Source organism: Streptomyces sp. NPDC028907 (assembly GCF_055564995.1).
On the sequence record NZ_JBVHVE010000004.1, the window covers coordinates 239,874 to 254,230 of the forward strand.

Below are 14,357 nucleotides of genomic sequence, written 5' to 3' on the forward strand. Positions count from 1 at the left end.
CGGCCCTGGTCTGCCAGTCCTCGAACACGCCGCGGAACATCTGGTGTTGGTCCTGCATCGGCACCGAGCGCCTCACCGCAGCCACGACGGCCTCCGCCTACCACGCCACCGAGGGCCAGGCCGATCACGGCCTGGCCCTCGGGTACGGGAACCTTGCGGATGGGGCGGTGGAGGAAGCCGTACGGCGTCTTCGCGAGGCGATCGATGAGTGTGGGTAGCTCCATCGACCATCTGTGGCGCCGTGGGCACTGGCCGCGTCCACGCGGCATGGCTCAGTCGTCGAACTCCGGGATCAGTTCCCCCACCCGACGGATACTGCCCATCACGCTCTCGTGGGGCAGCGCCCCGACCTGCTGGAAGCACATCAGCCGGTCGATGCCCAGGTCGGCGTAGGCGCGCAGCTTCTTGCGGACGGTCTCGGGGCTGCCGACGATGAGCGAGTCCTGTTCGGCGAGGGCGTTGTAGACCTCGTCGTCGGGGACCTGCTCGCCCTGCAGGATGCGCCCGATCACCATCTGGGCCGGGCTCGGCCCGCCTGCCGCTGCCGCCTCCCGGCGCAGGAACTCCCCTGCGAGACCGCCGCCGTTCGGGTCGGCGATCAGCGCCCGCTCCCTCTCCATGGTCTCCATGAAGGCCTCGGCGGCCTCGAAGAAGGTGAGCGCGGTGGCCGTGTACCAGGCCGCGGCGGCCGCCGCACCGCCCCGCATCGCCTCCTCGTCGGTCTCGGCGCAGTGCACGAAGGTGAAGAAGGCGACCTGGTCGTTGACGACGGTACCGACCGGCTCCCGGCAGTCGGCGGCAGCGGCCCGGTAGAGCTCGACGAGCCGCGCCACCCGGTCCAGCGGCTCCCACAGGGTCGTCCCCAGCACCCCGACCCCGCGCCGCCCCGCCTCCTCGAACGACGCCGGGCTCGACGCCGCCTGCCACAGCGGCGGATGCGGTCGCTGGTACGGCGCCGGCACGACGGGCACGCCGCCGCTCACCGACGTGTCCCCGGTCCACATCTTCGGTACGGCCTCGAAGGCGTCCCGCGTCCGCTCCCGCACCGTCGCGGGGTCGGCCCCGAACAGCCGCCACTCGGGCGGGGTCGACCGGGTGAGCCCGATCTCGGCCCGTCCGCCGCTCAACTGGTCCAGCATCGCGGCACGTTCGGCGATCCGGATGGGGTGGTTGATCTCGCGCGGCGCGAGGACGGCGGCGTGGCCGAGGCGTATGCGCGAGGTCCGCTGGGAGAGCGCGGCGAGGAGCAGTTCGGGCGCGGAGGAGAGGCTGAACTCCTCCGCGCCATGGTGCTCGACCTGCCACCAGCAGCCGTAGCCCAGTTCGTCGGCGAGCACCGCCTGCTCGATCGCCTGCTGGATGCGGCGGTGTTGGTGGTCGTCGTCGCCGGGCCAGGGGCGGGGGTTCTGGATCTCGCTGAAGATGTCGAGTTTCATCGCTGGGGGGGCGGCCTTTCACATTCGGAGTGCTGTATTCCGAATGTACGGGTTCAGCCCGAGAAACGGGCACGAACCGTTTTGCCGACTTCCGCACGCAGGAACCAGTCCAGCTCGGCGGCGAGTTGAGCGACGACGAGGAGTCCGCGGCCGTGTTCCTGGCCATCGGTGCCCGTGCAGACCTTCGGGAACGCCCGCACGGGGTCCGGCACCTCGATGGTGAGGCCGCCGTCCTCCAACACGGCGAGCCGCAGCCAGAGTTCGTGACCGGGGAGCTTGCCGTGCCGCGCGGCGTTGGCGACGAGTTCCGAGGTGACGAGTACCGCGTCGTCGATGTCGCCGGTCCAGTTCCACATCGTCAGCCGACGGCGGGTGTGGAGGCGGGCGAGGCGGACACCGCGGAGGGTCATGGGGTAGCCGAGGGACCAGTCTTTGGTGAGGAGGGCAGGCATGTGGGGGTCCTTCCTGGTGGGGCTGCCCAACCACGGTGGCGACCGTCAGGCACGTCTCTCAGCCGACGCACTCCTGCTAGGACCTCTCCGCCCTCAACAGCGCCGACCCCAGCGGCGTCAACGCATGCCGCACGGCGTTGCTCTGCCGGACACTGGAGACCAGGCCCGCGCCGCGCAGGACGGCGGCGTGTTCGCTCGCCGAGGAGAGCGATACTCCGGCCCGGCGCGCCAGTTCGGTCGTGGTGGGGTCGCCGCCGAGCGCCTGGAGCACCGCGGCCCGGGTGTGGCCGAGCAGCGGAGCCAGGCCCTTGTGCATGCGCGGAGCGTCGTCGGTCGTCCGTGGCCCGGCCGGGTAGACGAGCGTCGGCGGCAGCGCGGTGTCCGCCAGGGCGACCGGGCTGCGGGCGAAGCAGGACGGCACCAGGAGCAGCCCTCGCCCGTCCAGGTGCAGGTCGCGGTCGACCGGATACACGACCTCGAGCACCGGCGCCCGCCACCGCATCGAAGGGCCGTAGGTCCGCAGCATCGCCTCCGCGCCGCCGTGCCACAGCGCGTGCAGGCGCAGGGCTCGGTCGGAGTGCGCGCGACTGCTGATGTGGGGCCAGTGCGGGCCGAGCGTCCCGTCGTAGTACGTCCGTACGGAGCCGGCCAGTCGGCGCAGCGCCGCCGGTTCGCCGTCCGCCAGGGCACCGGCCCAGGAGGGCAGCGGGCTGCGGCCGCCCAGGACGGTGAGCTCGGCACGCAGCCGGGTACGCGGTGTGGACATCAGCGCCTCCAAACCGAGCTCCACTCCGGCCGCTCCCTCCGGAGGTGTGAGGAAGTCCGGGAAGTACCCACGCCTCGGTACGAGTGCCAGGAGTGTCGCGAGCGGCTCCCGACTGACGCAACGGCAGGAACGGAGCCAGGCGGCCAGGGCCGGGTCGGGCGTCCTGTCCCGCAGGCGGTGCAGGCTCAGGACGGTCTCCCAGAGCGGATCGGCTCCGTCCGAGACACGGGTGCGGACGAGGTCGGCGGCGGTGAAATGGACACGTAGCACGGTGCTTTCCCCCGATGGTCTCAAGCAGCCACCGATCCCCCGAACGGTGGCGTGGACGACCATCTCGATGGGGACATGTCCCTGGCAAGCAGATTGCGTCCCGGTGGGACGGTGGGACGCCTGGATCAGCCCTGACTGCAATGTTCAGCGACCGTGGGACGAAGGAGGCGTGCCGATGGGGGCGAGTCACCAACTGGCTGATCTTCTTCAGGAGTTGAAGGAGCGCAGCGGACGCAGCTACACCGCGCTCGCGAGCCGTACAGGTCTCAGCCGGTCGTCGGTGCACCGCTACTGCCAAGGCCTGACCGTCCCCGCGAGCTTCGGCGCCGTTGAGCGGATCGCCCGGGTGTGCGGGGCTGATCAGGAGGATCTGGACCGCCTGTACTCCGCCTGGGCGCGGGCGGAAGCGGAGGCATCGGCGAAGGGGGAAGCCGAGGAGCAGACGGAGGCGGAGGAGCAGACGGAGGCGGAGGAGCGGACCGAGGCGGAGGAGCGGACCGAGGCGGAGAGCGCGGGAACGGATGCCGCCGGATCGGTTCCGGGCCCGGCACCCGAACACCCGCGGTCAGTCATCCGGTTCATCCGGCGGCGACGTCTGCGCACCCTTCTGGTGGCTCTCCTTCTCGCCGCCTGCGCAACCGCCAGTGCTGTCACCCTCGACGGGCTGCCCGGCCAGGACCCGGGCGGCGGGACGAACGGCCGGACGGGCGGCAAGGTGAGCGGCGGCTCGGAGCACCAGCAGGTGGAGGGCCCGTACTGGGCCCTGGCGCCCAAGCCGCTCGACCGCGAGTTCTTCGGTATCACGATGAACACCGACACCGGCCTCATGCCCGGCTTCGACGTCAGTGGTGTCCGCTTCTGGGAGAGCGAGACCCGCTGGTCCCAGGTCGAGCCCGAGCGGGGAGAGTTCGACTGGGAGGTCCTGGAGCGTTCGGTGCGGGGCGCCGAACGCCGGGGACTGCCCATCCTGTTCGTCTTCGGCGGCACTCCCGGCTGGGCCGCTCCCGGCGGCCCGAAGACGCCGTACCTGGACGACTCGCGCGCCGCGCCCCCCGACGACCTGGCCGACTGGGACCACTTCGTCGAAGAGGTCGCCACCCGCTACCGCTCCCGGATCGGGGCGTACGAACTCTGGGACAGCGTGGGGGCCACCTCCCACTACGACGGGAGCATGTCCACGCTGGCCGAGATGGTGCGCAGGGCCGCGCGCATCATCAGGCGGGCCGACCCGGAGGCGAAGGTGGCCTGTCCCTCCTTCGGGAAGCTGTGGGAGCCCGAAGGCAGGGCGCTGCTCGCCGAGTTCGTCCGTACCGGCGCCTACGAGTTCTGCGATGCGGCGGCGCTCAAACTGCATCCGCGGCGGGCCGACGGCCCACCCGAGGAAATGATCGAGCTCGCGGCGAAGGCCGAGAACGTCTTCCGCAGGAACAGCAAGAACCAGCGCGTGTGGAACACCGGTCCGGGCGCCGAGATCGACGACGGGGCCAAGCTGTCCGACCGGCGCGCCAACGACTACGCCGTGCGCTTCTATCTGGTCGGCCTCTACATCCACAAGTCGAACGTCGACCGGATGTACTTCTACTCCTGGGGCAGCAGGAACATTCCGCTGGTCGTCCAGCTCGTGGGCGGCCGGCCCACGGAGGCGGGCCGCCGCATCGGGCGCCTGCACGGCTGGCTCGCGGGCACACGGATCAGCTCCTGCGGCAAGGGGCGGGGCGTGGGCCTGCCGGACGGCGTCTACGAGTGCGTCTTCCAGCGCGGCCAGGTTCGTGAGCCCGACGCGGCGGGCCCCTGGCTGGCGATCCGGTGGACCCAACGCGGCCGTACCGGTGGCCGGTTGGGCGAGGGGGCCTCTTTGTTGCGTCGGATGGACGGCGGCACCGAGCGGGTGCAGCCGGGTGAGCGGGTGGAGTACGGGGAGACGCCGGTGCTCGTGGAGTACCGGGCGTGAACGACGGGTGCCCGGCCCTCCTCAGCGGAGTACCGGGCACCCGGAGCGGTGGGCCTGTGGGCTCGCCAGTCGTGCACCCCGCCGACTCCTCCAAGGTCGCGGGGGCGGACGGGGACGTGCCAGGTGCTCCGGGCCTACCCGAAACTCCTCACCGCGGCCATCGCGTCGTCCCGTGGCCCGCTCGGGTCACCGGCGCGCCCCGGCTCCTTCCCGCAGAACTCGGCTTCGATCACCGCCCCCGTGTCCCCCGACCAGTCCCCGTTGAGGTTGAAGGCCAGGGACTTGCGGCCGTCCTTGGTCGTGATCGCCTCGGATATCGAGCCGTGGATGCCGCCGCCATGACCCCAGACGGTGACGCCGCAGGTCAGCTCGGTCTTCATCAGGCCGAGGCCGTAGCTGTTGACCTCGTCGACGGGGACCGTGGTGGTCATCTCGGCCAGTTGTTCGCGCGGGAGGAGCCTGCCGCGCAGGAGGGCCGTGTAGAAGCGGTTGAGGTCGGTGGAGTTGGAGATCATCTCGCCGGACGCGTGGGCGATGGACGCATTGAGCTTCGTGACGTCGTACGTGGGTCCGGTGGTTGTCAGGGCCAGCTTGGAGTAGGCACGGCTGCTGGGCCCCGGGACCGTCACGCGGGTGCCCGGGACGGAGGTCGCGGTCAGGTGCAGGGGATCGATGATGCGGCGGCGGACCACCTCACCGTACGGGCGGCCCGTGACCTTCTCGATCACCATTCCGGCCAGCACGAAATTGGTGTTGGAGCAATTCCAGGACGTGCCCGGCTCGAAGTCCGGCTTGTGGGTCATGGCGAGCGCGACGAGTTCCTCGGGCTTCCTGGTGTCGTAGCGGTGTTCGAAGAAGCCGTCCTTCAGGAAGTACGTGCGGCCGAAGCCCTCGTCCGCCGTGTAGTTGAAGATGCCGCTGGTGTGGTTGAGAAGCCGGCGGAGGGTGATCCGGCTGCCGTCGTGGCCGTTGCCCCGGACCAGCCCCGGCAGCCACTTCTCCACCGAGTCGTCCAGCGACAGCCGGCCCTCCGCCGCCAACTGGAGCAGCACCGTGGCGACGAAGGTCTTGGTGATGCTGCCGACCCGGTAGCGGTCGTCCGCCGAACGCGGCTTCCCGGTCTTGAGGTTGCCGACGCCCGCCGTCGCGGACCAGGTGCCGTGCCCGTCCTTCCCCGTCGCGGTCACGCCGGGCACGCCGGCATCGACCGCGGCCTCCATGGCCCTGCGGGTCGCGTCGTGGCCGCCCGCCTGGGCGGGCGCCGCCGCCAGCGCGGGGGCCGCGATGCCCACCGACAGGGCCACTGCCGTCGCCGCCACCAGGGCCGTGCGTGTCGTCCGTACGGTCATGTCCTGATCCCCCTTGGTCCCGCTCACGCCCCCGTCGAGCGTGGTCGCGGAGGGAGACCCTGGGGTGGGGGACGGAGGTTGAGGCGGGGTGTGCCGGTTGAGCCGGATCAAGACAACCCGCGCGAGCAAGACGCCCCGCGCGGAAGCGGCAGCGGCTTCGGGAGCTCGGCGCGGCCCATGTGATCGCGACGGACTCCGAGGACCTGGTCGCCGAGGTCCGTCGGATCACCCGGGGCAAGGGTGCCGAGATCGTGTTCGACGCCATCGGCGGTCCCGGCTTCGCCGCACTCGGCGACGCCCTCGCCCCCGGCGGCACGGCGGTGCTGTACGGCTGGCTCGACCCGCGTCCGGCGCAGTTGGTCTGAACTGGCCCCAGACGGTGCACATGTACAACAACGGCGCTCTCGTGGAGCGTTCCCACCTCCGGCGGCGCGCCGCCGCATACATCGGCTCGGGACTGGCCGACGGGACACTGGCGCCCGTGATCGCCGAAACCTTCGAGGGGCTGGACCGCGTCGCCGACGCGCACCGTCTGATGGAGTCCAACGCGCACACAGGGAAGATCCTCGTGGCCCTGTGGGGCGGGGGTGGCGGCCGAACATGATCCGAACGAGACCGTTCCAGGCGACTGTCCCTCCCGGTTCGGGGCTCAGCGTCGTCGGCCCAGTAGGATTGCCTGCTCCTTCTTGAGCTGTGCGAAGCGCGTTGTCGCATACTTCCTCAGCTCTTGTCCTGGGAACGGGATGACGGATTTGTACTCGTGGAAGTCGTCGTGCGCCCAGCGTGCCGCGGTGATCTCGTAGCCGGAGACGTGAGCACATAGTTCGAGCAGCACAGGGGGCATCTCCTCCTCCATCAGCAGGTCCGCTTTGGTCACGACCACGTCACGCATCATCTGGATGTTGGGCAGGAAGACGGTCGTGGCCCATGTCCGCCACTCGGCGAGCTCGTCCTCGTTGGGAGGTATGTCGTGGTCGAAGGGATGGATTCCGTCGGGGCGTACGTACCTTTCACAGAAGGCGTCATAGGCACGGCTGTTGGCCTCCATGAGGGCGAACAGCGGGCCATAGAAGTCGCTCAGCTGCTGATTCACTCGGGCGAGGTGCGCCTGCCGTTGGGCGAGGCGCAGCCCGTTCAGATAGGTGGCCAGGTAGCCGACGAACGCCAGAGCGACGGTCAAGATCACTGTGCCCATGAAGCGGATGGTACGGCTGGTTGGCGAACGGCCTGCTGCCCACAGTCACCACGAAGGCCAGGGGCCCGCAGTTGCCGTCGGCGAGAGGTGACGGCGGCCTAACTCCCGGCGGCTCCGATCCGCCCCGCCGCCGGCCGCTCCCGCCACAGCGACAGCCCCTTGTCGACCATGGAGACGCGGGTCAGGGCCGTCACCTCGTCCAGGGGATGCCAGGCGGCCATGTCGGTCGAGCCGTTGGCCTCGTAGCGCAGGTCGCCGCCCGTGATCCGGGCCTCGTAGACGAGCCGTACGCCGTGGTGGTCGACGGGGCGGCCGAAGCGGCCGGTCGGGAACGTGCGGTGGGAGGAGTCGACGCCGAGGAGGCCGGTCGGTTCGACCAGGTAGCCGGTCTCCTCCTCCACCTCCCGCACGACCGTGTCGTAAGGATCCTCGCCGTGCTCCATGCCGCCGCCCGGCAGCACCCACTCGAAGCCGCCGCCGGGCGCCGGGGAGCGCGCGAGGAGGAGTTGTCCGTCACGTACGCAAATGGCGTAGGCCGCCACCCTCAACTTCTTTCGCACGTAGGGACGTTAGACGGCCGAAGGTGATCGGTGCAGGCGATTTTCCGGCTTGCGGGCGACTTGACCCTTTCGCTCCGCACGCCCCAATTGCATAGGGGGTTTCCCCCATCCCTCCATTTCGATTCGGTCAACTCTTCCCAAACATCCTTCCCTTGCGTAAGGCTGTGCGGTCGTCCGGGATCACATACCGGACGGCCCATGCTCCTTTACCAACAAGGGATGCCGATGACCCTCAACCCCCAGCGCGAACCGAAGCCGGGTCCGAGACGCGCGGCCCGCACAGCCGTGGCAGTCGGTCTCGTCGCGGCGCTCTCCGCGGCCGGGCCGATACCCATGGCCATAGCCGCGGACCCCGCCCCCGCGGCGACGGACCCGAGCGTCAAGTCCGCGCACGACAAGCTCGGTTCGGACGACGCCGATCTGCTCGCCGAGGCGAAGGCCGACGGCGAGAAGAACGTCACGATGATGATCGCGACGGCGCCCGGCCAGACCGAGAAGGTCGCCGAGCAGCTGGACGCGGTCGGCTCTGTGGGCCGCTCCTACGACAAGCTCGGCTACGTCCGGGCCACCGTCCCCACCGGCAAGGCCGACTCGGCCATCGCCGCCGCCACCAAGCTCTCCTCGGTGCACGGCATCGACCTGCGCGAGGAGATACCCCTGGACGACCCGGTCGTCGACACCAAGGGCTCGAAGAGCGCGGCGAAGGCGACGGGCACCGCGGGCGCGTATCCGGCCCCCGGCAAGAAGACCCCGGCCGAGAACCCGTACAACCCGTCCTTCGAGACGGGCGCCGTCGACTTCGTCGAGGACCACCCGAAGGCGGACGGCCGCGGCATCACCATCGGCATCCTCGACTCCGGCATCGACCTCGCGCACCCGGCGCTGCAGAAGACCACCACCGGCGAGCGCAAGATCGTCGACTGGGTCACCGCGACCGACCCGATAGTCGACAACGACCGCACCTGGCGCCCGATGGTGACCTCGGTCTCCGGGCCCACCTTCACCTACGGCGGCAAGACCTGGGCCGCGCCCGCCGGTTCCTACCAGGTGAGCACGTTCCTGGAGTCGTACACCACGGGAGGCGACGCGGCGGGCGACGCCAACCGCGACGGCGACAAGACCGACTCCTGGGGCGTCCTGTACGACGCCGCGAACGGCACCGTCCGGGTCGACCTGAACAACAACTTCGACTTCGGTGACGACACCCCGATGAAGCCGTACAAGGACGGCTACCAGATCGGGTACTTCGGCACCGACGACCCGGCCACCGACGTCGCCGAGCGGCAGCCGTTCGTCGTGGAGATCCGCAAGGACGTCCCGATGGACCCGTTCGGCGGGGACTGGGCCGGCCAGAAGCGCGACTTCGTCAACATCGGCGTCATCGAGTCCGAGCACGGCACGCACGTCGCCGGCATCACCGCCGCGAACGGCCTGTTCGGCGGGAAGATGAACGGCGCGGCGCCCGGCGCGAAGCTCGTCGCCTCCCGCGCCTGCACCTGGACCGGCGGCTGCACCAACGTCGCGCTGACCGAGGGCATGATCGACCTCGTCGTCAACCGTGGCGTCGACATCGTCAACATGTCGATCGGCGGTCTCCCGGCGCTGAACGACGGCAACAACGCGCGCGCCGAGCTGTACACGCGGCTCATCGACACCTACGGCGTGCAGCTGGTGATCTCGGCCGGCAACTCCGGCCCCGGTGCCAACACCATCGGCGACCCGAGCCTGGCCGACAAGGTGATCTCGGTCGGCGCGACCGTCTCCAAGGAGACCTGGGCCGCCAACTACGGCTCCGTCGTGAAGACGAAGTACGCGATGATGCCGTTCTCCTCGCGCGGTCCGCGTGAGGACGGTGGCTTCACCCCGACGCTCTCCGCGCCGGGTGCCGCGATCAACACCATCCAGACCTGGCTGCCGGGGGCCCCGGTCGCCGAGGCGGGCTACTCGCTCCCGGCCGGCTACGGCATGCTCCAGGGCACCTCGATGGCGTCCCCGCAGGCGGCGGGCGCCTCCGCGCTGCTGCTGAGCGCCGCAAAGCAGAAGGGCATCGACCTCACCCCGGCGAAGCTCCGCACGGCGCTGACCTCGACCGCCGACCACATCAAGGGCGTCCAGGCGTACGAGGAGGGTGTCGGCCTCATCAACATCCCGGACGCCTGGGAGTCGATCCGTGACGGCGCCACCGCGCACGAGTACACGGTGAAGGCGCCGGTCGACACCGCGATCGACCAGTTCCTGAAGACCCCCGGATACGGCACGGGTCTGTACGACCGTGAGGGCGGTCTGAAGGCGGGCCAGAAGAAGACGTACGAGGTCACCATCACCCGTACCTCCGGCCCGGACAGGACGATCCGCCACGAGCTGCACCTGGAGAACAACAAGGCGCGCACCTTCCGGATCGTCGGCTCCGACGAGGTCGGGCTCCCGCTGAACAAGCCGGTGACCGTGAAGATCGCGGCCAAGGCGAAGCACGCGGGCATCAAGAGCGCGATCCTGGAGGTCGACGACCCGCGGACCGAGGGCATCGACAAGCAGGTCCTGTCGACGGTCGTGGTCTCCTCGCCGGTCGACCACACCTTCTCCGCCTCGGGCAAGGTCCAGCGCAACAGCACCCGTTCGTACTTCGTGACCGTCCCCGAGGGCGCGAAGACGCTGGAGGTCGCGATGAGCGGGCTGGCGCAGGGAAGCCAGACCCGGTTCATCGCCATCCACCCCTACGGCGTCCCGGTCGACTCGACCTCGACGATCAACTGCTACCCGAACTACTCCAACCCCTCCAGCGCCCCCTGCCGCCCCGACCTGCGCTCGTACGCCGACCCGCAGCCCGGCGTCTGGGAGATCGAGGTCGAGTCGCGCCGTACGTCGCCGCTGCTCGACAACCCGTACAAGCTGAACGTCACCGTCCTCGGCGCGGCCTTCGACCCGGAGACCGTGACCATCCCCGAGGCCAAGGTCGGCACCCCGGCCGCAGCCTCCTGGAAGGTGACCAACAAGTACGCCGCCATCGACGGCAAGCTCGCGGGCGGCCCGCTCGGCTCCTCGAAGACGGCGCGTCCGACCATCGCCGAGGGCGACACGCAGACCACCACGGTCGAGGTGCCCGAGGGCGCCACGTCGCTCGACGTCACCATCGGCAGCGTCTCCGACGCGGCCGCCGACCTCGACCTGGTCGTCTACGACGCGGCCGGCACCGAGGTCGGCAGCTCCGCCGACGGTGACTCGGAGGAGTCGGTCTCGGTCGCGAACCCGGCGGCCGGAAAGTACAGCATCGAGGTCGTCGGCTACTCGGTACCGGCCGGCTCGACGGCGTACGACTACCTGGACGTGTTCTACTCCGCCACGCTCGGCAGCGTCACGGTCGACGAGTCGGCGCCGGTGAAGCTGGGCACGGGTGACTCGGCCACGGTCGCGGGCAGCGTCACCGCCGCGTCGGCCGCGCCGGAGGGCCGTGAGTTCTTCGGCCAGGTCCGGCTGCTGAACGCGCGCGGCACGGTCGCGGGCCTCGGCAACGTGAAGATCGAGAAGGTCACGCCGTAGCTCGTCGAGTACGGCAGTGGGGGCGGGCGTCCGTGCGGGCGCCCGCCCCTTTGTCGTTCACCCTCGTCGTTCAGCTCGGTCAGCAGGTGAGCTTGCCCGCCTCGGCCAGCGAGGCGGTGATCCAGGCCCGTTCGGGAGCGATGTTCTGCTCGCCGACGGCCCAGAAATCGGGCTGGCGGGCGCCCTGCCGGATGCCGAGGAGGACCGGGTCGCCCACGCGCAGGCCCGGGACGAGGCTCTCGTCGACCACGAAGGTCAGCTCCTGCTCGCCCTTGTCCGGCTTGTAGTAGCGGCTCATGTGCAGGGTGACGCGCAGGGACGTCGCGCCGGGCAACCGCTCCACCGAGGTGGCCTTCCCCTCGGCGACCAGACGGGAGCAGGCGAGGTAGTGAGGGCTGCCGAAGGCGGTGCCGCCGCCGGACTCGGAGGCCTGCTTGTCGGCGGCCGCGCCGGCCCCCGCGTCGGAGGCGTCGCCTCCGGCCTGGGTCAGCAGCCAGCCCATGCCCGCCAGCACCGACGCCGCGGCGGCCACGGCGAGCCCGCCGTAGGCCATGGCGAACATGCGGCGCCGGGCGCGGGAGGGCCGGCGTACACGAACGGGGGCGGGGACGGGGTCCGGCTCGGGGGCCGGTGGTGGCATCGGCTCGGCGAGCGCGTGCCCGATGATCTCCAGCTGCTCCCGCAGCAGCGCCACGTCGGCGACGGCCGAGCGGTGCTCCGCCATGAAGGCGGCGTCCGCGCGCGCCACGTCCGTGAGCGGTTCGTCGGTGATCGCGGCCATCAGCGCGTCAGCGCGGGTACGGCCTTCGTTCTCGGCGGTCACGTCACACCACCTCGTCCTCGTGCAGGCGGGCGCGCAGGGCCCGTACCGCCGTGTGCAGCCGGCTCTTGACCGTGCCCTCCGGGATGCCGAGCTCCTCGGCGATGCCGCGCACCGGCAGGTCGGCGAAGAAGCGCAGGACGAGGACCTGACGCTGGGCGTCGGGCAGTTCGTCCAGGCCCTGGGCGACGGCGAGGGAGAGCAGGCTGGTGTCCTCGCCGGAGGGGTGGACCGGCTCGTGCAGGGAGGCGAGGCGCTCCCCGAGCCGCTCCTGGCGCTTCTTGGCCCGGTGCCAGTCCATGGCGAGGTTGGAGGCGACGACCGCCGCCCACGCCGACACGTCCCGCGGCGCCTCACGGCCGCTCGCGGCCCGCTCCAGCAGCCGCAGGCGGACCTGCTGTACCCCGTCCGGCAGGTCCGCCTGCGGCACTCCGCCGAGCGCGAGCACCGCCCGCACCCGACGCTCCTGGGCCGCGTCCAGCGGATCGTCCAGGACATCCTGGACGGCACCGCCCCCCTGGTCGCGGCGGGCCCTTCTGCGCAGCACAGCCACCCCTCCCCTCGCCGTGTGGTGACTGTGACGCCGGGAGGGCCCAAAACGTTCGGCGTAGGCCGGCGGAATTTCCGGGAAGCCCCCGCCGCTGCAAAGGGGCATGCATGCGGACGGACACAGAGGCGTACGTCACACCGCCGCGTAGCCCGGTCGCGTGCGGGCAGGCGAGCTTGCGGTGCGGGGCCGCCGCAGGGCGAATATCTCCAGCTCAGCCCGGGTGTGAGCCGCAGAACCGCGGCTCGGACCGGGGTGGGTCGCGTTCCACCGTTCGGTCATCCCGGTCAAACGATTGGACAGGCGGACCAAGGCTGACCGCATGATGGAAACGCCTCGGCCATGCAGCAGACACAGACAAGCCACGCAGATCACGTAGAAGGAGTCGCCGTGAGGGTCGGAATCGTCGGAGCCACCGGTCAGGTCGGCACGGTCATGCGCAGGATCCTCAAGGAGCGGGACTTCCCCGTCACCGAGCTGCGTCTGTTCGCCTCGGCCCGCTCGGCGGGTACGGTCCTGGACGGCGTGACCGTGGAGGACGCGACGACGGCCGACTACACCGGCCTGGACATCGTCCTGTTCTCGGCGGGCGGCTCGACCTCCAAGGCCCTGGCCCCGAAGGTCGCCTCCCAGGGCGCCGTGGTGATCGACAACTCCTCCGCCTGGCGCCGCGACCCCGAGGTCCCGCTGGTCGTCTCCGAGGTGAACCCGCACGCCATCGCCGACCGCCCCAAGGGCATCATCGCCAACCCGAACTGCACGACGATGGCCGCGATGCCGGTGCTGCGGCCGCTGCACGCGGAGGCCGGCCTGGAGGCACTGGTCGTCGCCACGTACCAGGCCGTCTCCGGCTCCGGTCTGGCCGGCGTCGACGAGCTGTTCGAGCAGGTCAAGAAGGTCGGCGACGACGCGCCCAAGCTGACCCACGACGGCTCCGCTGCGGAGTTCCCCGAGCCGAACAAGTACGTCGCGCCGATCGCGTACAACGTCCTGCCGATGGCCGGCTCCATCGTCGACGACGGTCTGAACGAGACCGACGAGGAGCAGAAGCTCCGCCACGAGTCCCGCAAGATCCTGGAGATCCCCGAGCTGAAGGTCTCCGGCACCTGCGTGCGCGTCCCGGTCTTCTCCGGCCACTCCCTCCAGGTCAACGCCCGCTTCGCCCGCCCGATCAGCGTGGAGCGCGCCAAGGAGCTCCTGGCCGGCGCCCCCGGCGTGGCCCTCACCGATGTCCCGACCCCGCTCCAGGCGGCCGGCCAGGACCCGTCCTACGTCGGCCGCATCCGCCAGGACGAGACCGTCGAGCACGGCCTCGCCCTGTTCCTCTCCAACGACAACCTCCGCAAGGGCGCGGCGCTGAACGCCGTTCAGATCGCGGAGCTGGTGGCGGCTGAGCTGAAGGGCTGACGCCCGTACTCCACGGCGAAGGGGCGCCCACCGATGACGGTGGGCGCCCCTTGGCGTCGTACGGCCG

Annotated in this window: 13 protein-coding genes; 5 read left to right on the plus strand and 8 right to left on the minus strand. The window is 70.7% G+C overall.

Going from position 1 to position 14,357, the window contains the following annotated elements:
- Positions 1-272: 272 nt before the first annotated feature.
- The 3 genes from ACZ4UU_RS13735 to ACZ4UU_RS13745 form a co-directional block, all read right to left on the minus strand.
- Positions 273-1,436, minus strand: coding sequence for an LLM class flavin-dependent oxidoreductase (locus tag ACZ4UU_RS13735; RefSeq protein ID WP_468039546.1), 1,164 nt, complete (start codon positions 1,434-1,436; stop codon positions 273-275).
- Between the two features lie 53 nt (positions 1,437-1,489).
- Positions 1,490-1,888, minus strand: a complete 399-nt coding sequence (locus tag ACZ4UU_RS13740; RefSeq protein WP_468039548.1) for an ATP-binding protein — start codon at positions 1,886-1,888, stop codon at positions 1,490-1,492.
- 76 nt (positions 1,889-1,964) lie between these two features.
- On the minus strand, positions 1,965-2,924 hold the full coding sequence (locus ACZ4UU_RS13745; protein WP_468039549.1) for an ArsR/SmtB family transcription factor: 960 nt from the start codon (positions 2,922-2,924) through the stop codon (positions 1,965-1,967).
- A 175-nt stretch (positions 2,925-3,099) separates the two neighbouring features.
- Between ACZ4UU_RS13745 and ACZ4UU_RS13750 the strand changes: the two genes are divergently transcribed.
- Complete coding sequence (locus tag ACZ4UU_RS13750; protein WP_468039551.1) at positions 3,100-4,875, plus strand: helix-turn-helix domain-containing protein; 1,776 nt, start codon at positions 3,100-3,102, stop codon at positions 4,873-4,875.
- A 134-nt stretch (positions 4,876-5,009) separates the two neighbouring features.
- On the opposite strand, the gene ACZ4UU_RS13755 is transcribed toward ACZ4UU_RS13750, so the two are convergent.
- Positions 5,010-6,224: a serine hydrolase domain-containing protein gene (locus ACZ4UU_RS13755; protein WP_468039553.1), complete on the minus strand. Its 1,215-nt coding sequence runs from the start codon at positions 6,222-6,224 to the stop codon at positions 5,010-5,012.
- A 179-nt stretch (positions 6,225-6,403) separates the two neighbouring features.
- Between ACZ4UU_RS13755 and ACZ4UU_RS13760 the strand changes: the two genes are divergently transcribed.
- Together ACZ4UU_RS13760 and ACZ4UU_RS13765 are read left to right on the plus strand one after the other, a co-directional pair.
- Positions 6,404-6,589, plus strand: coding sequence for a zinc-binding dehydrogenase (locus ACZ4UU_RS13760; RefSeq protein ID WP_468039554.1), 186 nt, complete (start codon positions 6,404-6,406; stop codon positions 6,587-6,589).
- A gap of 20 nt (positions 6,590-6,609) precedes the next feature.
- The gene (locus ACZ4UU_RS13765; RefSeq protein ID WP_468039556.1) at positions 6,610-6,828 is read left to right on the plus strand and encodes a zinc-binding dehydrogenase; all 219 of its coding nucleotides are present in this window, start codon (positions 6,610-6,612) and stop codon (positions 6,826-6,828) included.
- Positions 6,829-6,873: 45 nt separating this feature from the next.
- Here the strand turns inward: ACZ4UU_RS13765 and ACZ4UU_RS13770 are convergent, their stop codons facing one another.
- Together ACZ4UU_RS13770 and ACZ4UU_RS13775 are read right to left on the minus strand one after the other, a co-directional pair.
- Positions 6,874-7,419, minus strand: a complete 546-nt coding sequence (locus tag ACZ4UU_RS13770; RefSeq protein ID WP_468039558.1) for a hypothetical protein — start codon at positions 7,417-7,419, stop codon at positions 6,874-6,876.
- Positions 7,420-7,517: 98 nt separating this feature from the next.
- A complete protein-coding gene (locus tag ACZ4UU_RS13775) occupies positions 7,518-7,979 on the minus strand; it encodes an NUDIX hydrolase (RefSeq protein WP_468039560.1) in 462 nt (153 codons plus the stop codon).
- Between the two features lie 225 nt (positions 7,980-8,204).
- On the opposite strand from ACZ4UU_RS13775, the gene ACZ4UU_RS13780 reads away from it, so the two are divergent.
- Entirely contained in the window at positions 8,205-11,516 is a 3,312-nt protein-coding gene (locus tag ACZ4UU_RS13780) for a S8 family serine peptidase (protein ID WP_468039562.1), read from the plus strand.
- Positions 11,517-11,595: 79 nt separating this feature from the next.
- Here ACZ4UU_RS13780 and ACZ4UU_RS13785 read toward each other — a convergent pair whose 3' ends face one another.
- Positions 11,596-12,339 (minus strand): hypothetical protein, encoded by a 744-nt coding sequence (locus tag ACZ4UU_RS13785; protein ID WP_468039564.1) that lies wholly within the window; start codon positions 12,337-12,339, stop codon positions 11,596-11,598.
- 1 nt (position 12,340) lies between these two features.
- Positions 12,341-12,883 (minus strand): RNA polymerase sigma factor, encoded by a 543-nt coding sequence (locus ACZ4UU_RS13790; RefSeq protein ID WP_468039565.1) that lies wholly within the window; start codon positions 12,881-12,883, stop codon positions 12,341-12,343.
- Between the two features lie 390 nt (positions 12,884-13,273).
- On the opposite strand from ACZ4UU_RS13790, the gene ACZ4UU_RS13795 reads away from it, so the two are divergent.
- On the plus strand, positions 13,274-14,290 hold the full coding sequence (locus ACZ4UU_RS13795) for an aspartate-semialdehyde dehydrogenase (RefSeq protein ID WP_468039567.1): 1,017 nt from the start codon (positions 13,274-13,276) through the stop codon (positions 14,288-14,290).
- Positions 14,291-14,357: the final 67 nt, after the last annotated feature.